The sequence below is a fragment of the Thermodesulfobacteriota bacterium genome (genome assembly GCA_040757775.1).
Classification (GTDB): Bacteria; Desulfobacterota; UBA8473; order UBA8473; family UBA8473; genus UBA8473.
Genome location: JBFLWQ010000001.1, coordinates 210,968 through 234,144 on the forward strand (window position 1 = coordinate 210,968; position 23,177 = coordinate 234,144).

Annotated in this window: 19 protein-coding genes; 5 read left to right on the forward strand and 14 right to left on the reverse strand. The window is 43.7% G+C overall.

Annotated elements, in window-relative coordinates:
* Window positions 1-199: 199 nt before the first annotated feature.
* Window positions 200-943, forward strand: coding sequence for a TetR/AcrR family transcriptional regulator (locus AB1401_01185; protein ID MEW6614069.1), 744 nt, complete (start codon window positions 200-202; stop codon window positions 941-943).
* Between the two features lie 85 nt (window positions 944-1,028).
* The gene (locus AB1401_01190) at window positions 1,029-3,521 is read left to right on the forward strand and encodes a hypothetical protein (protein MEW6614070.1); all 2,493 of its coding nucleotides are present in this window, start codon (window positions 1,029-1,031) and stop codon (window positions 3,519-3,521) included.
* Between the two features lie 91 nt (window positions 3,522-3,612).
* Here AB1401_01190 and AB1401_01195 read toward each other — a convergent pair whose 3' ends face one another.
* The 7 genes from AB1401_01195 to AB1401_01225 form a co-directional block, all read right to left on the reverse strand.
* Window positions 3,613-3,831, reverse strand: coding sequence for a PGPGW domain-containing protein (locus tag AB1401_01195; GenBank protein ID MEW6614071.1), 219 nt, complete (start codon window positions 3,829-3,831; stop codon window positions 3,613-3,615).
* 125 nt (window positions 3,832-3,956) lie between these two features.
* Window positions 3,957-5,240, reverse strand: coding sequence for a hypothetical protein (locus tag AB1401_01200; protein ID MEW6614072.1), 1,284 nt, complete (start codon window positions 5,238-5,240; stop codon window positions 3,957-3,959).
* Between the two features lie 64 nt (window positions 5,241-5,304).
* Complete coding sequence (locus AB1401_01205; protein ID MEW6614073.1) at window positions 5,305-6,510, reverse strand: ABC transporter substrate-binding protein; 1,206 nt, start codon at window positions 6,508-6,510, stop codon at window positions 5,305-5,307.
* Window positions 6,511-6,647: 137 nt separating this feature from the next.
* Window positions 6,648-7,859, reverse strand: a complete 1,212-nt coding sequence (locus tag AB1401_01210) for an ABC transporter substrate-binding protein (protein ID MEW6614074.1) — start codon at window positions 7,857-7,859, stop codon at window positions 6,648-6,650.
* A gap of 76 nt (window positions 7,860-7,935) precedes the next feature.
* The gene (locus AB1401_01215) at window positions 7,936-8,337 is read right to left on the reverse strand and encodes a cobalamin-dependent protein (protein MEW6614075.1); all 402 of its coding nucleotides are present in this window, start codon (window positions 8,335-8,337) and stop codon (window positions 7,936-7,938) included.
* A gap of 12 nt (window positions 8,338-8,349) precedes the next feature.
* A complete protein-coding gene (locus AB1401_01220) occupies window positions 8,350-10,029 on the reverse strand; it encodes an acyl-CoA mutase large subunit family protein (GenBank protein ID MEW6614076.1) in 1,680 nt (559 codons plus the stop codon).
* Between the two features lie 56 nt (window positions 10,030-10,085).
* On the reverse strand, window positions 10,086-10,688 hold the full coding sequence (locus tag AB1401_01225) for a TetR/AcrR family transcriptional regulator (protein ID MEW6614077.1): 603 nt from the start codon (window positions 10,686-10,688) through the stop codon (window positions 10,086-10,088).
* Between the two features lie 297 nt (window positions 10,689-10,985).
* On the opposite strand from AB1401_01225, the gene AB1401_01230 reads away from it, so the two are divergent.
* The 3 genes from AB1401_01230 (at window position 10,986) to AB1401_01240 (ending at window position 15,014) form a co-directional block, all read left to right on the forward strand.
* Window positions 10,986-12,539 (forward strand): acyl-CoA carboxylase subunit beta, encoded by a 1,554-nt coding sequence (locus AB1401_01230; protein ID MEW6614078.1) that lies wholly within the window; start codon window positions 10,986-10,988, stop codon window positions 12,537-12,539.
* Window positions 12,540-12,674: 135 nt separating this feature from the next.
* Window positions 12,675-13,853: an acyl-CoA dehydrogenase family protein gene (locus AB1401_01235; protein MEW6614079.1), complete on the forward strand. Its 1,179-nt coding sequence runs from the start codon at window positions 12,675-12,677 to the stop codon at window positions 13,851-13,853.
* A 30-nt stretch (window positions 13,854-13,883) separates the two neighbouring features.
* Window positions 13,884-15,014, forward strand: a complete 1,131-nt coding sequence (locus tag AB1401_01240) for an acyl-CoA dehydrogenase family protein (protein MEW6614080.1) — start codon at window positions 13,884-13,886, stop codon at window positions 15,012-15,014.
* Window positions 15,015-15,071: 57 nt separating this feature from the next.
* Here AB1401_01240 and AB1401_01245 read toward each other — a convergent pair whose 3' ends face one another.
* The 7 genes from AB1401_01245 to AB1401_01275 form a co-directional block, all read right to left on the reverse strand.
* The gene (locus AB1401_01245) at window positions 15,072-16,262 is read right to left on the reverse strand and encodes a thiolase family protein (GenBank protein ID MEW6614081.1); all 1,191 of its coding nucleotides are present in this window, start codon (window positions 16,260-16,262) and stop codon (window positions 15,072-15,074) included.
* A gap of 12 nt (window positions 16,263-16,274) precedes the next feature.
* A complete protein-coding gene (locus AB1401_01250; GenBank protein ID MEW6614082.1) occupies window positions 16,275-17,732 on the reverse strand; it encodes a hydroxymethylglutaryl-CoA synthase in 1,458 nt (485 codons plus the stop codon).
* A 17-nt stretch (window positions 17,733-17,749) separates the two neighbouring features.
* Window positions 17,750-18,154: a cobalamin B12-binding domain-containing protein gene (locus tag AB1401_01255; protein ID MEW6614083.1), complete on the reverse strand. Its 405-nt coding sequence runs from the start codon at window positions 18,152-18,154 to the stop codon at window positions 17,750-17,752.
* A gap of 37 nt (window positions 18,155-18,191) precedes the next feature.
* Complete coding sequence (locus AB1401_01260; GenBank protein MEW6614084.1) at window positions 18,192-19,337, reverse strand: acyl-CoA dehydrogenase family protein; 1,146 nt, start codon at window positions 19,335-19,337, stop codon at window positions 18,192-18,194.
* Between the two features lie 137 nt (window positions 19,338-19,474).
* On the reverse strand, window positions 19,475-20,626 hold the full coding sequence (locus tag AB1401_01265) for an acyl-CoA dehydrogenase family protein (protein MEW6614085.1): 1,152 nt from the start codon (window positions 20,624-20,626) through the stop codon (window positions 19,475-19,477).
* 24 nt (window positions 20,627-20,650) lie between these two features.
* Window positions 20,651-21,802: an acyl-CoA dehydrogenase family protein gene (locus tag AB1401_01270; protein MEW6614086.1), complete on the reverse strand. Its 1,152-nt coding sequence runs from the start codon at window positions 21,800-21,802 to the stop codon at window positions 20,651-20,653.
* A gap of 50 nt (window positions 21,803-21,852) precedes the next feature.
* Window positions 21,853-23,007, reverse strand: coding sequence for an acyl-CoA dehydrogenase family protein (locus AB1401_01275; protein ID MEW6614087.1), 1,155 nt, complete (start codon window positions 23,005-23,007; stop codon window positions 21,853-21,855).
* Window positions 23,008-23,177: the final 170 nt, after the last annotated feature.

Sequence of the window (23,177 nt, forward strand, 5' to 3'; positions counted from 1 at the left end):
CTTATGTGTTTGTCAAGTATTTTTTTGCTGTAGCCTGACAACAATATCCAATATCCTGATAATACTAGTGTGTATCGCCAACTTAATAAAAAATATTAATTTTTTTCTTGCACATTTTTTTTCTATATAATAGTATATGCAAACCGATAAATAAGGTATAGACCGTCTGGTCAGGCTATTAAACTCGTCGGGGGAATATATGGCGAAAAGAGAAGAAATTCTGGAAGCAGCAACCATGCTTTTTTATGAAAAGGGATACCAATCTACATCCATGAATGACCTGGCAAACGAGATGGGTCTGAGCAAATCCGCTATCTACCACTATTTCAGGAGTAAAGAAGAAATTTTAGTGGAAATTTATGAAAAAACCATTACAGATGCTACCAATGAACTTTCCAAACTGGCCACTTCTGATAAGTCTACCATTGACAAATTACGGGAGGCTATTATAAACCAAATAGAACATATTATGATTGAAAGACAATCCATGTTAAAAATATTTTTTCAGGAAGAAGAACAGCTTCCTGACAAGTTTCATAAATCTATAAAAAAGAGAAAAAGAGAATACAATAGACTGATAGAAGGCATTTTTACCGAAGGTATAAGTGAGGGCATATTTAAAAAAGGTGATCCTCAACTTTTCGTAAATGCCTTTCTTGGTATGTGTTTGTGGGTGTACAGGTGGTATAAGCCGAATAGCAAATACAAACCTGAGGATATTTCAAAATACTTTGTGAAACTAATAGAAGAAGGTTGTCTTACTCCTGATTTTAAAAGACTAACCAAAGAAACAGTCACTACGCCTTCAAATGGTGAGGATATTTCTGGAGGTGATTTTTCAGTTGAAAGTGTAATAAAAAGAATGCGTTATCATACTTCGATGATTGAAATATTAAACAGCCAATTAAACACTCTCTTAGAGGAGAAAATAATACAACACTAAAGCAGAAAGGATGTATACATAAAAGAAGATGCCCTCATTGGAGGAGTATTTTTTGTGAGCAATAATACTGAAAGGGAGGAAATCTATGTCAAAAAACAAGAAGTACCAGGTAGCTAAAGTTGGACATAAGGAGATCGACATAACAAAAACAGTAAGAGACATAAGAGGAGTGGAGGAAATAGTAAAAGAATCGATTGAAACTACCTGGTCAGAAAATCTGGTAAACCAGATGAAAGTATGGCTGACTCCATTTCCAAACCCAACAGACATGGCTGAGTGGGATAGAATATTATTGGAGAGGTATCCACCACTATATACAGTTATTGAAAAGAAATGTAACAACTGCTATATGGGAACGTGTGAGCTGGATAAGGGAAAAGGGGCATGTGGTTTGGACTTGGAAACTTATCAGGCAAAGTTATCACTGCAAACATCATGCAGAGGGCTTTCTATACAGCTCTCCTCAACGAGATACCTATTAAACCATTGTATAAAAGAGTTCGGCGAAAGAAAAAAGATAAAGTGGGGCAAAAATGTCGCTTACGGGATGATGAACGTAAATGCAATATGCGGTTTTACACCCAGAACTTTGAAAGAAGCAAACAGGGTAGTAACTTATTTAGAGGGTCAACTCTCAAGCCTACTATCCTCTGCCAGTGTTGGATATGAGGGAAATACAACAGACCTGGAATCCAAGGCTCTCCACGCTGGGTCACTTTTGTTGGTGGCATTGGATGTTAATGAGTTTTTGAAACATGCGTTTTTCAACTTCTGCTGGGGGCCAGACCGAGAACTGACGGAACTCCCAACGTTCCCTGACCCCACCACGCATACAGGCATAGGAACGGTAGACACAAGCAAATCAGTTATATTATTTTTGGGTTTTGACTTCTTACCGGCATGGAATGCTGTGAACTATATTAAAGCCAACGGTATGGAAGAGACTATAGAGGTTACTGGCATCGGGTCTGTTGGGCATGATCTCATACGGTTTTACGATAAGGCAAAAATCCTTACCTCCCCTGTCAAGACCAGTAAGGTATTAAGGATGGGGATACCTGATGTGATAGTAGTTGGTGACGCGTGTTGTAAGACAAATGTGCTGGAAGATGCAAAGAGGACGGATACAAAGGTTATCGCCACCAGTTTCAATCAGAATATGGGCTTAGTGAACAGGGTTGAAGAAAATGTGGATGATATTGTAAATGAGCTTTTGAGTGGCTCTCAGGCTGTATTGGTGACGGATCCAAAAAAGGCCGGTGAAGTAGCCGTCAAACTGGCTGGGAAAGTTAAATCCCTGAGGAAAAAAAGCTACCTCTTATCTAGCAAAGAAATAAAAAAATGGGCATCCAAATGTGATGGGTGTGATGCCTGCTTTAGAGTATGTCCAAATAGCCTTCATATAAGCGCTGCGTTAAAGGCAGCCTCGAGTGACAATACTGGAAGGCTATGTGAACTACATGATAAAAGCATTTACTGTGGCAAATGTGAAGAAGTTTGTCCCCAAAATATACCGATAATAGACATGATTATTGCTGCGGCACAGAAGGAAATAAGAGAGGATAAAGCTGTGATGAAGGCAGGAAGGGGGACTTTCGGCAATCTAGAAATAAGAGACTGGGCTATCACGATGTTTTCTTGTCCGGGTTCAGTAGTCATAATGGGATGCAATAACTATAAAGGGTCAGATATGGACATAGCTTATATTGCATCTGAATTAATATCAAATACCTACTCAGTTACAGTCGCCGGTTGCGTGGCATCTGACATTGCCAGGTATAAAGATAAAAAGACAGGGAAGTTTTTATATGAACTCTACCCGACGCTTTTCAACCCTAAGTGTCTGGTAAATACAGGTGGCTGTTCAGGTCAGTCCCATTTCACAACCGCTTTTTATAAGGTCGGCTATATGGGATTCAGGTCCCCCTACAGGGCTACCTACGCAATGCAATCAGATTTTACTACCAGATTTCCAAACGTACTCGTTATCTGGGGACCGGCATCAGACCTGATGTATACCCTGGCATCGGGTTATGCAAGAGCCGGTATCCCGGTAATCCTCGGACCCGGTGGTTTCAACTTTAAGCGATACCTGATGGGAAATAAGTATGATAGGAGCAAGTGGTGGGCACTCCATGGAAATACAGGGAAAAAGGGAGAAGTTGACCCATTGCCTGAACACATGATAGTACCTGTAGAAACGAAGGAAGAAGTCCTTGCACTTATTCCAAAGCTATGCTTCCTATTTCAGGATATGGAAACAGCCAGACAAACAAAATTCGATTTTTACCTTGATTATTATAACAATGCTTTTGGAGTTTTGCCAGATGACTGGCACCTATATGTAAGAAGGGAAGTTGAGATTCCATTGATAAAAAAGGTAAAAATCTTGCGCTTGCTCGAAGAAGAACACGGCTGGGAAATAGACAGAAAGAAAGGCAGGGTCATAAGGGCAAGGCACAGAGATGGCAGGTTGATCCCCATGGAAAAGTTCCTTGAAGAATACGGATTTCCTTCTGGTCAATACATAACCTTCATACCTCGACTGGTATATAAAGAAAGGGCAGATAGGGAATAAAACGCCACCATAGTTCACAGATCTGGGCAATACCTGTAGCATCCAACGGATGCCCTTTGGACATGAGACCACTACCGGGATTGAGCACTTGCTAAAGCGAAAGGAATACTAATTTACTTTTGATCTTATCCAGTATTCTTTTTGCCCAAACCAATTCTGATGCAAGTATACCCAAGCCAAGCGGTATGAAAAGGATTGCGGGACCAGGTAACACAATCATGGCAATACCCATCAGGAGGATCGTAAAACCAACTATTATGATGATCAGTCTTCTGGCTTGTTTTATGGTCTTAAGTATTGTGGGATCCATAAAGACTTAGGACAGCACTTTCCTTTTCGTTTTCCCCAAGTGTTGCAATTCATTATTGATGAAGTCATAAAAAGTCTGGAAATGCCACTCTTTGTCATTGCAAGCGAAGCGAAGCAATCTATAACTTAAACTCGTCTCTTATCATACAAAACACTTGCAGACTCCGGGATGTCCCCAGGATTCACCAATAAAATATTGGCGGTTAATCTGGTAGTCTCTTTTAATTCCGATACTAAAATATTCTCTAACTCATTTCGATTACTGACGTTAGAACACTCTATTTTGATTGCCAATTCATCCATCCGATGGGGTCTGTCGATTATGATTTGAAACCTCCCAAGCTCAGAATATTTTCTTAATACCCTCTCTATGTCCTGGGGATTGACAAACATACCTTTAACCTTGGCTATTTCCGATCTCCTGCCCAATATTCTCTTTAATCGTGGAGAGGTCCTGCCGCATGGACACGGTTGCAGATTGATGCCTTCTGTAATATCTCCTGTGCGATACCTGATAATCGGCATAGCTCTTCTGCAAACTTCGGAGGCGGCTATTTCGCCTGTCTCCCCCAATGGAACATGGACTCCAGTCTCAGGGTCTATTATCTCAACCACATAATCTTCGCTGATATGCATACCACCACCTTCAGGGCATTCTGCAGCTATAAGCCCAAGATCAGCCGTTGCGTAAAACTCTTTTACATCAGCATCGAATACCTCTTTAATCTTTTTTCTGGTTTCCTCTTTTCTAATGTCGCCAAAAATGATCACAAGCCTTACCGACAGGTCATTCCTGGGATCAATCTCCATCTTTAATGCTACATCGCACAAGTGTTCTACAAATGTCGTAAAACCTGCCAGAACAGAGGTATTCGTAGCCTTCATCGTTTCAATATGCATCCCTGACATACCGGGACCACCAGGGATTACCGTACATCCTATCTTCCTAAACCCTCCTGAAAGAATATCTCCTGCTATTACCCAATGAAAGGTCGTAGTCACATTTACTATGTCCTGTTTCCTGGCACCACAAACATAGAGACCTTTTGCAAATACCATGGAAAAACTATCAAAATCTTCATCAGTAAAAGGTATGTGTATTGGACCAGGTGCTACGTAAAGGCGAGTCAGATTGTCAGTATTTACCGCTAACAGATCTCCAAATGGAGGATTCTTTTTCTGATTTTCAATAAGGTCGTTCTTCGTTGAAAAAGGGATTTTATAATAATCTTCAATCGTTGCTATATCTAAAGGTTTTAAACCAACTGAATTAAATCTATCGCGGTAATAAGTGCAATTTTCATAGGCATGTTTGAGATGAGAGAGCAGCTTGTTGAACTGGTGTTCTCTCATCTCTTCCCTGGACATTTTTTCAATCAATGGATCCCAATATGCACCATCCTGATACATTCTTCCCCCTTTTAATCCTCTGATTATATTCTCGGTTCATCTCGTAAGTGGCTGTTTTCTTAACTTAGTTGACTGTCCTGGAAGGTTTTCTCCAGCTGGTAATCGGTATAAGAGTTACCTTATCTACATCAGCCTTGTATAGCTTCATGGAATCAAGTGCCTTATGGTTTTTTGAACTGAATGTTATCGGACCACAAAGACCTTTGGTATCAAAGTCCTTAATCGTCTCCAGAGAATCTACCAGTCTTTCGCCGTTCAAATCCCTGCCTGCTCTCTTCATAGCCTCAGAATATAACAACGCAGCAACCCAGCCCACGGTGTAATACCTGTTATGAGTTTTCCCGGGATGATATTTTAAAGAAATCTTCCTCATCTCAACTACCCCAGGACTATTATCGTCCAGAGGACTGAAAGAGTGTACTCCGATGAAATTCTTTGCTGCCTTCCCAGCAAGCTTAATCGTGTCCGCATCACACCCAAACATAGTTGCAAAAAAGGTGGCATCCAAACCATACTTCTTCGCATCCCTTAACAGGGCTGCTGCTATCTCAATAACAGCAAGTTGTATCACATAATCGGCATTCGCCTTTTTCAGGTTCATAACCTGAGATGCAGCATCTACCGCTCCAAAATTAAGCACCTGCTTACTAACCAGATTTAAACCGGTGAGTTCGGTATACCTTTCAACCGCCCGTAATAGTGTCTTCCCCGACTCATTATCCGTATACACAACGGCAATCCTCGGATTTTTAACCTTCAAATCTTTAGTGATATAATCGATCATTAAATATGCCTGTTCCTCATAGAGAGTCCCAAGAAGAAAGACATACCGCTTATAAGGATTTATCAGGGCATCTGATGGACTTGGACTCATACAGGGCATCTTCTCTTTCTCAATCTGGCTGAATAGAGCATATATCTCTGAAGTCGATCCAGGCCCCCAAAAGGCAATAATTTTATCCCTGTAAACCAACTTTTTGAAAGCTGCCAGAGCCAGGGGTATGGAAAGCCTGCTGTCCTCAGCAATTACATTTACCTTTCTCCCATGAATCCCACCCTGATCATTTACATATTTAAAATAGTCTCTTACCCCTTCAATCATGGGAAACCAGGTTGCAACGATTGGCCCGGTCATGTCGCCTATTACCCCAAATTTTATGGTATCCTTCGTAACCCCCCTTACCTCTTCAGCATAGGAGGAAACACCTCCTAAAAAAATCATGATTGAAACCAAAACAATAATTCTTAAAAAAATACATCTCACTCTCATAATGCTCTCCTTTTTTCTGTAGTGTAGAGTGAACCTCCCCGCAGCAAGCTGCGGGGTATCTAAAAAATGACTATTGAAACCCTTTAGCACAAGCTACAGGATATTATCAAGTTAAAACTTCAACCGCTTAAAAAACTCTAGCGAGGAAGCGGCTTTTTCCAGTCACTAATGGCGACCAGCATGCCATTATCAACATCAGCTTTGGAAAAGAAAACACTCTCTGCCCCTTCCCGGTCATCAGAACCCCAAGTAACCGACCCAGAGAGCCCCCACGGATCAAAATTTTTTATGGTCTCCATGGCATTTACAAGGCTTTCATTATTCAAGTCTTTTCCTGCCCTTTTCATACCTTCGACAAAAAGTATAGCGTTTACCCACCCGAAGGTATAATACTCGCTGCGGTACGGTTTATCGGTACCAGGACGAAGTTTCAAGGTTATCTCTCTCATTTTCTTAGCCCCCGGTGTATTGCTATACCATGATCTGAAGGCTTGTATCCCGACATACCCTTGAGCTGCATCCTTGGACAGAGCAATAGTATCCGCATTTGTTGACAGCATGGTTCCTAAAAAATTGGTCTCCAATTTAAGCTTCCTAGCTTCTCTTAACAGGAGAGAAGCCGGTGCAATAACGTGCTGAATTATTACAAAATCTGGTTTGTACCTTTTCAAATTCATAACCTGGGAGCTGGCATCCAACGAACCCATGTTCAATATCTCCTCGCGGAGTTCAACATTGAATACCTTTGCCTGTATCTGCGCCTCCCTCGCTGCTGACTTGCCAACTTCCACATCAGGATATACGATTGCTATCCTGGGATTAGGAAATTTGGCTTTCATATCCTTAAGTATATAATCGAACAGTATCTTAATCTGATTTTCATAAGAGCACACAAAATGAAAAACATATCTTTTGAATGGCTTAAACATGTGCTCAGCAGGGCTTATCATTACGGTACAAATCTTTTCCTTTTGAACCTGGGGGAGTAAAACCGTTGCCTCTCCTGTAGATGTAGGCCCGAAAATAGTAAATACATTGTCCTTGTAAAGGATTTTTTTGAAGGCCGCCATTGCCCTGGGTATCGAGTAACCGGTATCCTCAGAGACAAACTTTATCTTTCGACCGTGGATACCCCCCTGTTCATTGATATAGCGAATATAATTTTTGATTGCCTCTGAAATACCCTGGGAATCTTTTGCAATGGGCCCTGTGTCGGCGTTTAAATGACCCATTATGATTGTGTCCTTCGTCACCCCTTTTGCCTCTCCGGCATAACAGGGTACGCTTCCCAAAAAAACCATGATTGAAGCTAAGATAACCATTGTTAAAAAAATACCTCTGATCCTCATAACATCCTCCTCTTTTGTATATGCACTTTGTATTACTTATTCCACAGACTCAACGCAAAGGTTTATCTGTTATCATCTATTGCTTTTTCGTCATGTTGTCTTTAATGTATTGGGCAATATCCGTTGCAGGGGAACCAGGCCCAAAGGTCTTTCCAACACCCATATTTATCAGCTCCCCTACCTCATCATCAGGGATTATCCCCCCTAATATAACCAGTATATCTGCTCTTTTGTTCTCTCTTAAACCTTTTATTATCTCAGAAGTAATGTATTTATGCCCTCCAACTGAAAAACTCACGCCCACAACATCCACATCCTCCTGTATGGCAGTGCTTACTACATCCCCAGGATGGACAAACCTGGTAAAGATAACCTCCATCCCCAATTCCATCAGCTTCCTCGCCAGATACCTAACTCCCCTGTCATGCCCGTCAAACCGCGCAATCGTTAATAAAACCCTGATCTTCTCTTCTCTCATCGATATAACCTCCTATGCCCACCCGAATACTTCTTTTAAAACACCTTGCAACTCTCCAAGGGTAGCCTCTGCTCTAGCTGCATCAATAACCGCAGGCATTAATTCTCCGCTATGCTCAGGCCATGTTTCGTCTACCATCACTGCCACTTCTTTAAGCCTCTTCAATGCCCCTTCCAATTTTTTGTTGTCTCTTTTCTCTTTGTATTCTTTAAGCCTTCGTATGGCCTCTTCCTCTATCTCCGGATATTTAAAGACCGGGACTTTCTGTTCTTTCTCGGTTACATATTTGTTCAACCCTACAATTGTCTTCTGCCCACTGGCTACTTTCTCCCGCCACTGATAGGCAGATTTGGTAATTTCATCTTTAAACCAGCCCGACTCCCAACACTTCCTGAATCCTCCCTTTTCATCTATCAGTTTTATAATCCCGAAGACCTCCTCTTCCACTTTGCCGGTCAGCCATTCTACATAGTAGGAACCAGCCAGTGGATCTGAAACGTTGGGTATGTTTGTCTCATGGAGGATAATCTGCTGGGTCCTCAAGGCAAGGATGTGGGATTCTTCGGTAGGGGTAGACAATGCCTCCAGGTATGAATTCGTCTGTATGGAATTTGTACCTGAAAGTACGGCTCCCAATGTCTGAAGTGTTGTCCTTATAACGTTGTTTAAAGGCTGCTGGGCAGTTAAGGTAACTCCGGATGTCTGGCTATGCATCCTCAGGTGCAATGACCTTGGATTTTTGCAGCCAAATCTCTCTTTATTAACTTTTGCCCAAACTCTTCTCATTGCCCTGACTTTGGCAACCTCCTCAAAAAAATCACCTGCCTGGGCTATCTGAAAACCAAACCTGGGTAAAAACTCATCTGGATCAAGTCCTGCCCTTATACATTCTTCGGTAAGAGCTATCCCCGCTGATATGGCATAACCCGCCTCCTGGACGGCATTGCCTCCTGATTCTTCCACGTAATAGGACGTGATATTGGTATGATTCCACTGGGGCATATTCCTGCAACAGTATTTTATAAACTCAGCCATAAGCTTAAAGGCACTTTTGGGAGGAAAGGCAACGTTCCCGAGAAAAGCAAAAGACCAGAGCCAGTTCATGCTGTTGCCATAAACTTTAGTTATGGGAATCCCTCTCTTTTCAAGATAAGCAATGTACATTGCTATCTCTACCAGGGTAGCACGGCAGATGTTCTGTACAACTGATACTTTGGTAAGGTCTATATCATGAAAGAGACGGTCAAAATCATCCTGGGTTGCAAAATGACATCCTGCAACCCCCACTCTCCCTGTTACCTCCGGGTCATCAGGATCGTATCCTGCTTTTGCTACCAGATCAAACACAAGATTGTAGGCATCTTTACCAAAATACCCCCTCGCCCCCATCTCTTTTAAAAGATCCATCCTCTCACGAGTTTGCTCTGGCAAACCATAGCCTAAAACCAGGTTGTTAAACCAGGGTGTAAACTGATACTGTACAGGGTATATGCCCCTTGTATAAGGATAAATACCCGGCATCTCAGGACGAAAACCAATCTCTTCTAGATCCTTTGCCGTATACACAGATTTTACAGGAATATCCGAATCTGTAACAGCTTTAAATTCTTTATCTTTGTAAAACCTGTCATATAGCTCTTTCCACTCTCTCTTTAACCTCTCCTCCTCTTCTAGAAACTCCTTCTCAAACATCAATCGGTACCCTCCTTTCTATATTTAATAAAATTTTGGCATTCCTCCTTAAGAGCCTATAATCTTTTTAACTGATTAGTGTAGAATTCTAGCTGCCTGATTGTATGCTGCCAGATTTTGGGGTCTTTTGTCGCCACAAATAAGCTGGTGGCCCCGTTAAGGGAGATGAAAATAAAGTTTGCAATTTCCTCGAGATTCAACCCTTTCTTCAATAATCCTGCATCTGCTGCTTCTTTCAACCAACGGTACAGCAGGTTTGAGAATCCTTCGAATCCTTTCGAGATCTTATCTGTCATACTTACAGAATGTCCACAAAACTCGAAAAGCATGGGCACAAAAAAAGCCCCTTTTTTGAAAACCTTTGCTCCAAGGAAGTCCTTCAGAATGTTTTCTGTGAGTTTCCCTATTCGATCAACCGGGTTTGAGATATCCCTGGTTCCTCTAAACGCCTTACTTCTCCAGATTTTGACAGCTTCGTCATAAACTGCATACCAGATTTCTTCCTTACTCTTAAATTGGCCATAAATCCCACCTTTTGTTAAACCTGTTGCCTGAACGATATCTGTCATAGATGTATTGTAGTATCCCCTTTCTGAAAAAAGTCGCAGCGACTTTTTTATGATACCTTTTCTTGTTAGTATCCCCTTCTCTTTTTTCATAACGGCAAATTATACCAACCAGTTGGTTTTTTATAACATTATAATAAGTAAAAGTTATTTGAGTTGTCAAGCTCTTTTTTTCAAAATTTTCCTTGAAAATACTTGCTATCTCTGATAGGCTAACCTGAGCATTTATAGAGACTTTCCTTTCTTTTTTTGTTCCCTAGAAGTAACCTCTTTTAAAGGAAAAATATCATGCACCATCCATACTTCAGTGATCAAAGCAATTTAAATGGCTGATTAAACAGCCTTTTATATAAGACTACATAAGAAAAACATAAAGGGGGAGATGTATAGATGAACTCTAACGTAAAAAAGCTTTTGGATTTAAGGGAGCGCAAGGGCAGGATTTTTCAGATGGGAGGTTCAAAGAGCATAGAAAAGCAGCATGAGCGCACTAAATTGACCGCCAGAGAAAGGATTGATCTCCTGTTCGATGCGGGCACATTCATGGAGGTTGATGCACTGGTAAAGCACAGGTGTACCCTTTTTGGCATGGAAAGCAAGGAAGTCCCTGCCGATGCGGTAGTTACCGGAAGTGGAAAGATAAATGGAAATAATGCCTTTGTTGCAGCCGAGGATTTTACGGTTCTGGCAGGGACATTTGGGGAGATGCATGGGAAGAAGATATGTAAAGTCATTGACGCAGCGGCAAAATGCGGTTCCCCTTTCATCCAGATAATCGACTCAGGGGGAGCGAGGTTACAGGAAGGTCAGGACTCCAGCGAGATATATGCTCAGCTGTTTAGAAGGCATACGCTGTACTCAGGTGTAATTCCTCAGATCACCCTTTTACTGGGCAGTTGTGGCGGAGGGGCTGCATATGGTCCCGCGTTAAGCGATTTTATCATTATGGTGGATGGTATCAGTCGCATGTACATGGGTGGCCCTGCCTTCGTAAAGACCATGCTTGGAGAAAACAAGACAGAGGAGGAGCTGGGTGGAGCGAAGCTTCACAGCGAGATAACCGGATTATGTGATTTTGTTGCGAAGGACGACAGAGAGGCGATTGGGATAGCCAAAGAGATTTTGAGTCTGCTGCCTTCGAACAATCGGGAGAAGCCTCCTGTTATCGAGACAGGGGATGATCCCAATCGCATTAATAAAGGTATCATGGATATCCTGCCGGAGGATTCCAGAGTCCCCTTTGATATGTACAGGATAATCAGAGAGATTGTTGATAACGGGTACTTTCTCGAATACAAAGCCAGGTTTGCAAAGAATATGATAACGTGTTTTGCAAGGCTCAACGGCCAGCCCGTTGGTATCCTGGCCAACAACTCCATGGTTATGGGAGGCGTGATAGATGTCGGTGCTGCGAATAAACATGCCCGTTTTGTGAGGATCTGTGATGCCTATAATATCCCTGTAATCCATATACAGGATTCGCCAGCAGTAATGATCGGGCAGAACGAGGAGAAGCGGGGAATAATAAAACACGGTTCGAAGATGCTCCACGCCGTTACCGAGGCTTCAGTACCCAAAGTAACCCTTGTCATCAGGCATTCCTACGCCGGGGCACAACTATGCATGTGCAATGTACCTCTGGGGGCTGATTTTGTTTTCGCCTGGCCCACGGCTGAAATAACCCTTGTTGGTCCGGAAACAGCGGCGAGTATCCTCTTTGCTAAGGAGATTGCAGGGGCAGATGATCCCAAGAAGTTAGAAGAGCAGCGGATAAAGGAATACAGGGATGTGTGGGTTAACCCATATATGGCAGCCGAGAGGGGATATATTGATGATGTAATAGAGCCTGAGGCATCCAGGGCTGTACTGATAAACACCCTTAACTTGCTGAAAGATAAGGTAGATGAAAAGCCATGGAAGAAACATGGTATTATCCAATTGTAAGTTTATATGTTACCTATGGTCTGTTGCCCAAATCCCTTTTCGTTTGTCCAAAACGTTTTTTGATGACCGCTCAAAGGAATTTCTGTTTTGGCAACAGCCCCTAAATATTTACTCAGTAGGATAAGGAGGTGCGGAATGGATTTTAGTTTTACCAAAGAACAGGAAAGCCTAAGGCAGGAAGTCCGGGACTTTCTTGAGGCAAAGGTAAGAGATGGAGAATTCCAGGTCAAGAGCAATGGTTGGGTTGAAAGCCATTCACAGAAATTTTCTAAAGACATGTCCAGTAGAGGCTGGATAGGAATGACCTGGCCTAAAGAATATGGGGGGCATGAACGAAGCTATATAGACAGGGCAATAGTTATGGAGGAGATGCTTACCTATCAGGCACCTATTGGTTTTCATTTTCTGGCCGACAGACAGGTTGGTCCTGCCATAATCCATTTTGGCAATGATGAACAAAAGAAAACCTACCTGCCAAAGATAATAAATGCAGACATATCCATAGCCATCGGTTTGAGCGAACCCAATGCAGGATCAGACCTGGTGTCGGTAAAGACTACTGCAATAGAACAGGGGGATTTTTATATAATAAACGGACAAAAGGTCTGGACCACTGGTGGCCACAGGGCTGATTACATCTGGTGTCTGGTAAGGACAGACTTGAATGCCCCCAAACACAAGGCATTGAGTGAGTTTATAGTGGACGTTAAAACTCCCGGTATAACTATACGTCCTATCATAAACATGGCAGGGATCCACTCATTCAATGAAATATTCTTTGAGGACGTTAAGGTACCTAAAGAGAATCTTGTTGGCCCAAAGAATCGTGGATTTTATCAGCTTATGGCGCAGGTGGACTATGAGAGAGCGGGGCTTGAACGCCTCATGCAGAACTATCCGCTCTTTAAGAACCTTGTGGAATATGTAAAGAATGAAAAGAGAAACGGCAAAGCTCTGTCAAAGGACCCCTTCATAAGAAACAAGCTGGCTGAACTGGAGGTTGAATACCAGATAGGAAGGCTCTTTTGCTATCACGTTGCATGGACACTATCGCAGGGACGTATTCCCAACTACGAGGCAGCCTTGTGTAAGGCATTTTGTACCCAGTTTGAACAGCGTTTGAGTGATGCCGCAACAAGCGTCCTAGGGCTTTATGGCCAGCTCATGCCTGGTTCTGAATATGCTCCCATGGATGGTGATGCAGCGGATTCATATCTGTGGAGCGTTTCCTATACCATACAGGGTGGGACATTAGAAGTACTGAAAAACATTGTGGCTACCAGAGGGCTTGGACTGCCCGTAGCAAAATCTTAAGTTCTGATAAAACCACAGGAGGTTAAATAAATGGATTTCAGCCTTAATGAAGAACAAGAGATACTCAGGAATATGGCTCGGAACTTTCTTACCAAGGAATGCCCTAAATCCTTTGTAAAAGAGATGAACGAAGATGAGAAGGGATACTCTCCTACCTTGTGGAGCAAGATGGCGGAGTTGGGGTGGATGGGATTTATCTTTCCTGAAAAATACGGGGGTATGGAAGGAAACTTCTTGGACTTAAGTGTTCTCATGGAAGAGATGGGCAGGGCGTGTTTACCAGGTCCCTTCTTCTCAACGGTTATCCTTGGGGGGATAAGCCTTTTGGAAGGCGGAAATGAAAAACAAAAAGAGAGATTCCTCCCCAAAATAGCCAGAGGAGAGATAATATTGACCCTTGCCGTTACAGAGGCTTCCGGGAACTATGAACCTGAGGGCATAGAAACCAGATTTATCAAGACAAATGAAGGGTATACCATAGATGGGACCAAAGTATTTGTACCCGATGCCCATATAGCCGATTATATTCTTGTAGCTGCAAAGGCAAAAGAGAGTAAAGGCAATAATGGTATCGCCCTTTTCATCGTAGATACCAAAAGCCATGGTATCACTGTCACTCCTCTTAAAACAATCTCAGGAGACAAACAGTGTGAAGTAAGATTCGAAGGGGTAAAAATAAAAGAAGATGCCCTCATTGGAGGACTGAATAATGGATGGTCTATTATTCAGAAGATCTGGCCCAAGATAGTGGTGGCCAGGTGTGCCGAGGTGGTTGGCGGTGCCCAGGAGGCACTGGAGATGACCATAAAATATGCAAAAGAAAGAGAACAGTTTGGACAACCCATAGGGACCCTTCAGGCAGTTCAGCACTACTGTGCAGATATGGTAGCTGACGTTGATGGATGCCGTCATATAACATATCAGGCTTCATGGATGCTCAGCTGCGGGCTTTCCTGTGACAAAGAAGTAGCAATGGCAAAGGCATGGTGTAGTGATGCCTTCAGAAGGGTTACTGCCAAAGGACACCAGATTCATGGGGCCATTGGGTTTACTGAGGAACACGATTTACATCTCTACTATAAAAAAGCCAAGACGTGGGAACTCTTCTACGGAGACAGTAATTTTCATCGGGAAATAGTTGCACAGCAGATGGGACTGTGAGGCTTTCTGTATAAAGAACCCCGTGCTTCTGCACGGGGTTCCCGACTTTCTTCCCCCCTATCTCGGCTCCTTACCAAAAATGTTTACAAGCACGGTAGTCCCCAGACCGCCAAGATTATGGGTACAGCCTATTTGAGCATCTTTTACCTGTCTTTCTCCTGCCTCTCCTCTTAAATGCCACCAGAGTTCACAGATCTGGGCAACACCTGTAGCACCTATAGGATGCCCCTTTGCCTTAAGTCCTCCACTCGCGTTACATGGCTTGCTGCCACTAAGCATAGGGTGACCCTCTTCTATCCATTTGCCGCCTTCGCCTTTTTTACAGAAGCCCATATCCTCATAGGTAATTAGCTCTGTAATGGTAAAACAGTCATGGAGTTCAGCCAAATCAACATCATCAGGCCCAATGCCTGCCATCTTATAGGCTTCTTTGGCAGCGGCCTGTGTTGCCGGAAATTCTATGAAGTTCTTTTTCCACGGTTGGTACATAGGATCAGTTGCCAGCCCTGTCCCCATGAAATACAGTGGCTGATCCGTATACTCTCTTGCTCTATCCTGCCTTGTTAGGAGAATTGCTGCTGCTCCGTCGGTTGTAGGACAGGCATCAAACAGCCCCAAAGGCCATGAGAGAAGGGGAGCATTCAATGCCTGCTCCACAGTTATCTCAAAATTGAAATGGGTATAAGGGTCTAAAGTACCGTTGTGATGGTTCTTTACAGCTATCATGGCAAGGTGGTCTCTCTTCGTACCAAATTTATCCATATGGGCTGTGGCAAGGGAGCCAAACCTTTGAGGGGCTGATGCCCCCCTGGGGTGCCACCATGCATGATACATGACACCGGTTTGGGCGATAAGGGAATCTCTCGATGGTATGTCCCTCATCTTTTCCGCACCGACTACCAAAACCAGATCGTACACCCCGGATGCTACAGCAAAGGCAGCATTTCTTACAGCATCACTGCCCGTACAGCACGCATTCTCCATTCTACTTACAGGCCTTGGAAAGAACCTTATGGGTTCTGCCAGTCCTGCTCCCGTAAGTATCTCTCTCCGAAATCCGGTTCCGGGGATACATGTTCCCAACCACCCCGCTTCTATATCTTTCTCATCTATTCCTTTATCAACGCTTTTTAAACATGCCCTGTAGGCACCTACTATCATATCCTCATAGCTCTGATCAAACAGTTCCCCGAATTTAATCATTCCAGCGCCAACAACGGCTACTGGCAATCCTTTTTGCTTCGCCATAAAAAAGTCCTCCTATTCTTTTACCGGTCTGAACTTATACCCATACCTTACCAGCCCCAATTCCTGACCACATCTCCTGAAGACAAGCTCCACTTTACCACCTACTTTAACATCCTCTGGTTTGCAGTCCGTCATCATTGAGGAAACATTGCCGCCATATTGCCCCTTTGCCCCTTCCATCTTTGCCGTACAAATTGGTATGGGAGCCTGTTCAGGACTTACCGCTACCACATACTGGAAATTGAAGGTTAATATTTTACCTCTTCTGGGAAGGGGAACTTCTTCAAATTCCTCTCCCCTGCAGTCAATACAATAATGCCTCCTGGGGAAATTCAACGAACCACATCCTTTACATTCCAATGCCTTCAGCTTTAATTCATACTCCTTTTCTCTCTCTCCGGAAGGCTGGGTTACAATGGCTGACATAGGTTCAGGAAGTCCCTTTACCTTGAGTATGCCGATGGTCTTTTGATAAGTGTAATAATCTATATATTCCTTATTTTCCAGGTAACGCTTAACAGGGGTTACCCTATCCCTTTTTGTATTTATATCTTCTGAGACGAGGAGAGAAAAGGCATCACTCCCTGCCCCTGAACCATAAGATACCAGAAGTATCCTCTCACCGGGTTCAGCCTGATCAAGAGCTGCCGCAAGTTCAAGGAAAGCAGAGCTGGAACCCGTGTCCCCGCAAAGAGGAGAAACAATGGACGAAGGCATCTTAACGGACTTTATCCCCAGTTTCTTGGCAGCCGAGGCAGGAGACTGGCCATCGGGCTGGGTAAAGGCTGCGTACTGAAAGTCACTTCCTGCCTTTTCTGCCTTCTTGAAAAATCCTTTGCCGGCATCAACGATAATCTTTGAATAACCAGCAAAACGCTCGTACCTTGGGTCATCATAACGGTTTACAAATTGATCACCATCACTCCTCCATGTGCCGGTAAAACTGGTAGAAAGGGAATACGAATATTCAAATTCCGCTATCTTACCATCGCTGCCCAATATACACGCCGCAGCTCCAGCTCCCAGGGAGTGCTCCAGAGAATCGCCAGGCACTCCCAATTGCCAGTCTGTCCCTATCACCAGCCCATATTTCCCTCTTCCCGCCTCTAAAAAGTCCATACACGACCTGAGGGCGATTGTACTCGACTTTGTGGATCCACCAAAGTCGGCAATAGAAGCACTTTGAGACATACCTAAAGTCTCTGCTATGATTACAGCTATAGACTTACTGATGTATGGACTGGATACAGAACCTACATACAAAGCATCTATCTCCGACAGGGTCACTCCCGCATGGGCAATAGCATCCTGGGCAGCCGCTACTGCCATGGTGGTAGCATCCTCGTCGAAGCCTGCCACGGATTTTTCATTAATCCCGGGGGCCCTGCCCCCCCAAACCTTGGATATGTCTTCCCTCTTCAACCTGTATTTTGGGATATACACCCCATAACCTACTATACCAACGGACATAGCAACCTCCTATCTGTCTATTTCTTTCGGACATTTTCATTAATATACTTTATGATATCATCCATAGAGGCACCAGAAATAAAAACCTCATCAACCCCCATTTCTTTAAGTTTTGGGATATCCTGTCTGGGAAATACCCCGCCTAAAATAACCAGTACATCTGCGATATTTTTCTCCCTCAAAAGGTTTATAATCTTGGGTGTGTGGGTAAGCTGCTCCCCGGAAAGAAAACTCAATCCTATGACATCTGCATCCTCCTCTATCGCTGTCCTGACAACCTTTTCCGGAGTTTGAAACGCCCCCATAAAGATCACTTCCATACCTGCATCCCTGAGTGATCTGGTTACCACTTTTATCCCCCTATCATGGCCATCCAAACTAACCTTTGCCATTACAACCCTTATCTTTCTCTCAGGTTCCATACCTTCCCTTTCTCTATTGCCAATTATCGATTTATATTTACCCAAGCAAATTCCTGGAAACAACTACCCTCTGTATCTGGTTTGATCCATCATATATCTGTACCGACTTTGCGTCCCGCATCCTCCTCTCCACTGGATACTCCTTTGTATACCCATAGCCACCCATAATTTGAACAGCATCTGTGGTCACCTTCATTCCCACATCGGCGGCATAGCACTTGGACATACAAACCAGGGTCTCTATATTCTTAAAACTCTCCCCATCTGTATCCATAGCATATGCCGTTCTGTATATAAGGGATCTGGCGCTTTCTATCAATATCGCCATGTCAGCAAGCATAAACTGGACAGCCTGAAAACTGGCTATTGGTTTCCCAAATTGAAACCTCTGTTTTGCGTACTCCACCACATAATCCAGGGCACCCTGGGCATTACCCAGTGCCGTACATCCTGCTCCCCATACACGCATCATGTTTGCAATATTGAGCAGTAAGCCCCAACCCTTATTAACCTCTCCAATGAGATTGTCTTTAGGCACCCTTGCATCTTCAAAAATCAGTTCAACAGTACCGGTACCAGCAAACCCCATCTTTTGTTCTTTCTTGCCTACCCGAAAACCGGGCGTGTTTTTATCAACCATAATCACGCTGATGCCCTTTGTCTTTTCTCCTCCGGTTCTCACAAAAACCAGATGGAGTTCTGCGACCTCACCGGTAGTTATAAATGCCTTTGAACCGTTTATAATGTAATGGTCTCCATCCAAGCTAGCCTTTGTTTGCAGAGAACCGGCATCAGAACCATGGTTTGGTTCTGTCAGGGCAAAAGAGCATGCCTGCGTTCCCTGTTCAAGCCTTTTAAAAAACCTAACCTGTTGAGATTCCGTAGCCGCCTTCAATAGTATCTGTAAGGCAGCACCTGTGGTAACCAACATTTGGGGTGCAGAGGCATAAGCCTTTGCAAGCTCCTCTACAATAAGACAGAGGGTTGTGGTATTGGCATCAATACCCCCATACTTTTCAGGGAGAACCATCTTAAAGAGGTTGTTCTCTTTATAGACCTCTACATAGTCCATAGGAAATTTATCGGTTTCATCTATCTCAGCCGCTCGCGGCGCAATCTTTTCCTTTGCGATCTTCCTCACCATATCACGGATCATCTTCTGCTCTTCAGTCAGTTGAATCATTCTCTCCTCTTACACATCCATATAGGGTTCAAGGGATCAAGGGGTCAAGGATTCAAGTGAAAGAAACTTATTAAAATAACTTAGAAAACCCGCCAAAGGCGGGAACCCTAGAATCCTTGAACCCTTTATTTGGTTTACTAAAACTTGCCCAGCAGGTTTCTAGATATGATTACCCTCTGAATCTGATTGGTCCCGTCGAATATCTGTACACCTTTTGCGTCCCTCATCATGCGTTCCAGAGGGTAGTCTTTCGTGTAGCCATACCCCCCAAGTATCTGAACAGCATCTGTCGTAACCTTCATTGCCGTATCAGTCGTAAAACACTTCGCCATGGAAACCATAGACTCAATCTTGTTAACGGATTCTGTTCCCTGATCAATCATCCATGATGCCCGGTAGATCAGTGAGCGGGCTGCTTCTGTCAGTATTGCCATATCGGCAAGCATGAACTGAATAGCTTGAAAGCTGCCAATAGGCTTTCCAAACTGAATCCTTTCCCTGGCATATCCAGTCGCATATTCAAGTGCCCCTTCAGCAATTCCCAGAGAGGTGGATGCAGCTCCCCACGTTCGCATCAGGTTGCCATACTCCGTGAGCATCTTCCATCCCTGTCCTTCTTCTCCCAGCAGGTTTTCCTTCGGGACCCTTGCGTCCTCAAAGATGAGTTCTACAGTGGGATTCCCCCGAAGACCCATCTTATTTTCCTTCTTTCCAAAACTAAACCCGGGGGTCCCTTTCTCCACTATGAATACACTCATACCTTTAGCCCTCTGCCCTGGCCGAGTCATAGCAAAAACCAGATAAAAATCCGACACCTCACCTGTGGAGATAAATATCTTGTTTCCATTAAATACGTAACTATCCCCATCCAGAATAGCCTTAGTTTGAATAGATGCCGCGTCAGATCCGGAATTGGGTTCAGTCAGGACAAAGGCGCATATCTTATCAGCAGAGGCAAATTTGGGAAAGAACCTATTCTTTTGTTCTTCATTACCACCCCGCACAAGTACGTTCAAAAGTGCCTGGGTTGTAAATACCGTCAGTCCACATGCAGGGGACACCTTTGCAATCTCTTCTATAACTATACAAAGGGTTGTGTTATTGGCATTCACGCCCCCGTATTCTTCAGGCAAAACCAGATTCAAAAGCCCGTTCTCTCCAAAAACCTTTGCAATATCCCATGGAAATTCATCTGTTTCATCTATCTCAGCTGCCCTTGGAGCTACCTTATCCTTCACCAGTTTCCTAACCATTTTCTGCATCATCTTCTGCTCTTCTGTAAAATGAATCACGCTTTTAACCTCCCAACTTAATTAAACCACCTGCAAACCCATAGCCCTGGAGATAACCGTCCTCTGCATCTGGGAAGACCCTGCACTTACTGTGATTATCCTCGAATCCCTGAAATGCCGTTGCATATCGTATTCAAGAGAATATCCGTATCCACCCATTATCTGCATACCCTGGTTGGATAATCTGGCATATGTCTCAGATCCAAAAAGCTTGGCCATACTCACCTCTTTCATACACGGTATACCCTGATCATACATCCATGCAGCTCTGTATGTAAGCAAGCGGGCAGCATCGACTTCAGTCTGCATGTCTGCCAGCATGTGACCTATAGCCTGAAAGGTACCGATGGGCCTGCCAAATTGTACCCTCTGCTTTGAATGCTCCAGCGCCATATTTACAACAGTTTGGGAACTCCCTATAAATGTTGAACACCCATAGAGTCTTTCCAGCTCAAGCCCTGAAAGTAGTATCTTCCATCCGCTGTTTAACTCCCCCACCATGTTTCCCCTGGGAACCCGGACATCTTCGAAGAATACCTCATTGGTATGAAGCATCTTTCTTCCCAAGGTCTTTATCCTTCTTATTTCAACTCCAGGAGCATTACTGGGAACAAGTATAAGGCTTATACCTTTGTGTTTAGGAAGGTCCTTGTCCGTTCTTACATAGACACTCATAATGTTGTTCTTTGCATCGGCTGCTGTCTGGAAGGTCTTCTGCCCGTTTATAACCCAGCTGTCCCCCTGCAGAACCGCCGATGTCATGAGGGAAGCAGCATCAGATCCTGCATTAGGTTCTGTTATAGAGATGGAGAGCCTGATCTCGTTTTTTATCATCTTAGGTATATAAAACTTTTTCTGCCCCTCGTTCCCATTTTCCAAGATGTTCAACCCACAGAATATACTGATACCGAATCCTGCAGCTATTTCGTAGGAAAACCGGGACATCTCCTCTCCCACAATCACAAAATCTACAGCACCTAATCCGCTCCCATCATATTCTTCAGGAAAGGGCAGGCCAAACCAACCCAGTTTTGCCATCTTCCCGTAAAGCTCATACGGATATTGTTCTTTTTCATCAAGCTCTCTCACATATTCCGGAGGGCATTCCCTTTCCATAAAATCCCTTACACTCTCTTTCAGAATATTTTGTTCTTCCGTAAATCCAAATTCCATATCCTATCTCCTTTTCAAATTTGTTATATGAGATAAAAAGGGGGACATCGTCACTTCATTCCCAACAGATTCCTTGCAACTACCAATCTCTGTATCTGATTGGTACCGTCAAATATCTGAACGCTCTTGGCATCCCTCATCATTCTCTCAACAGGGTAATCCTTAATGTACCCGTACCCACCCAAAACCTGGACTGCATCTGTTGCTACCTTGATTGCTGTATCTCCAGACAGACATTTTGACATAGAAACCATGGAACCTATTTCTGTAGCCGACCCTTCTCCCCTGTCAATCATCTGGGAAGTTCGATACAGGATGGAACGGACAGCCTCTGTCTGTATGTGCATATCAGCCAACATAAACTGTATAGCTTGAAGGGAAGCAATGGGTTTCCCAAACTGGTATCTCTGTTTTGAGTATTCAACAGCATAATCCAGGGCACCCTGGGCAATGCCAAGTCCCATAGCCGAAGCACCGTAGAGTCTCATCTGATTGGCTACCTGAGCCAGTATCTTCCACCCCTCTCCCTCTCCGCCCACAATATTCTCTTTTGGTACCTTGGCATTTTCAAATATAATATCCGCCAGAGGATCCCCCCTTAATCCCATTTTATTTTCCTTCTTCCCCATAGAAAAGCCCGGGGTATCCTTTTCAATAACAAATACCGATATCCCCTTTTTCTTATCAAGGGTTTTCACCCTGGCAAAGACGAGATAAAAATCAGAGACTATAGCGTTCGATATAAAACACTTTCTGCCATTCAGCACATAGTAATCCCCTTCTAATACCGCGTTTGTCTTCATAGCGTTGGCATCAGAGCCTGCCTCCGGTTCTGTTAAGGCAAAGGCACTTATTTTATCACCCTGAGACAATCTTGGAAAAAACCTGTCCTTCTGTTCAGAGGTAGCAGCACGTACAAGTATATGGATGAGGGCTCCGCTGCTGAATACAATGCAGGAACAGGATGCTGATACCCTTGCTATCTCCTCCATGACAAGACAGAGGGTCGTTGTATCTGCTCCAACCCCACCGTATTCATCGGGAAGAACCAGTTTAAGTGTTCCATTCTGTTTGTACAGTTCCACGATATCCCAGGGAAACTCATCTGTTTCATCTATCTCTGCTGCTCTCGGAGCAATCTTTTCTAAAGCTATCCTTCTTGTAGCATTACGAATCATCAACTGCTCTTCGGTAAAATTTAACATACTATGTCCTCTTAACAATATTTCGTTATTCTGTATTCTGTCATTCCGTACTTGACCTTGTATCGAGTACGGGGCAGGCACGGAATCCAGTCTTTTAGTTTTCTGGATTCCTGCTTTCGCAGGAATGACTATTGAAACCCTGCAGCAAGCTCCAGGGAATTATCAAGTTA

What these genes read in the sequence shown, in the direction of transcription:
- AB1401_01260 (MEW6614084.1), bottom strand. Translation starts at nt 19,337, where the DNA reads ATGATTCAACTGACTGAAGAGCAGAAGATGATCCGTGATATGGTGAGG.
- AB1401_01245 (MEW6614081.1), bottom strand. Translation starts at nt 16,262, where the DNA reads ATGGCGAAGCAAAAAGGATTGCCAGTAGCCGTTGTTGGCGCTGGAATG.
- AB1401_01220 (MEW6614076.1), bottom strand. Translation starts at nt 10,029, where the DNA reads ATGTTTGAGAAGGAGTTTCTAGAAGAGGAGGAGAGGTTAAAGAGAGAG.
- AB1401_01240 (MEW6614080.1), top strand. Translation starts at nt 13,884, where the DNA reads ATGGATTTCAGCCTTAATGAAGAACAAGAGATACTCAGGAATATGGCT.
- AB1401_01190 (MEW6614070.1), top strand. Translation starts at nt 1,029, where the DNA reads ATGTCAAAAAACAAGAAGTACCAGGTAGCTAAAGTTGGACATAAGGAG.
- AB1401_01250 (MEW6614082.1), bottom strand. Translation starts at nt 17,732, where the DNA reads ATGTCCGTTGGTATAGTAGGTTATGGGGTGTATATCCCAAAATACAGG.
- AB1401_01185 (MEW6614069.1), top strand. Translation starts at nt 200, where the DNA reads ATGGCGAAAAGAGAAGAAATTCTGGAAGCAGCAACCATGCTTTTTTAT.
- AB1401_01235 (MEW6614079.1), top strand. Translation starts at nt 12,675, where the DNA reads ATGGATTTTAGTTTTACCAAAGAACAGGAAAGCCTAAGGCAGGAAGTC.
- AB1401_01230 (MEW6614078.1), top strand. Translation starts at nt 10,986, where the DNA reads ATGAACTCTAACGTAAAAAAGCTTTTGGATTTAAGGGAGCGCAAGGGC.
- AB1401_01215 (MEW6614075.1), bottom strand. Translation starts at nt 8,337, where the DNA reads ATGAGAGAAGAGAAGATCAGGGTTTTATTAACGATTGCGCGGTTTGAC.
- AB1401_01200 (MEW6614072.1), bottom strand. Translation starts at nt 5,240, where the DNA reads ATGTATCAGGATGGTGCATATTGGGATCCATTGATTGAAAAAATGTCC.
- AB1401_01205 (MEW6614073.1), bottom strand. Translation starts at nt 6,510, where the DNA reads ATGAGAGTGAGATGTATTTTTTTAAGAATTATTGTTTTGGTTTCAATC.
- AB1401_01275 (MEW6614087.1), bottom strand. Translation starts at nt 23,007, where the DNA reads ATGTTAAATTTTACCGAAGAGCAGTTGATGATTCGTAATGCTACAAGA.
- AB1401_01210 (MEW6614074.1), bottom strand. Translation starts at nt 7,859, where the DNA reads ATGAGGATCAGAGGTATTTTTTTAACAATGGTTATCTTAGCTTCAATC.
- AB1401_01270 (MEW6614086.1), bottom strand. Translation starts at nt 21,802, where the DNA reads ATGGAATTTGGATTTACGGAAGAACAAAATATTCTGAAAGAGAGTGTA.
- AB1401_01195 (MEW6614071.1), bottom strand. Translation starts at nt 3,831, where the DNA reads ATGGATCCCACAATACTTAAGACCATAAAACAAGCCAGAAGACTGATC.
- AB1401_01255 (MEW6614083.1), bottom strand. Translation starts at nt 18,154, where the DNA reads ATGGAACCTGAGAGAAAGATAAGGGTTGTAATGGCAAAGGTTAGTTTG.
- AB1401_01225 (MEW6614077.1), bottom strand. Translation starts at nt 10,688, where the DNA reads ATGAAAAAAGAGAAGGGGATACTAACAAGAAAAGGTATCATAAAAAAG.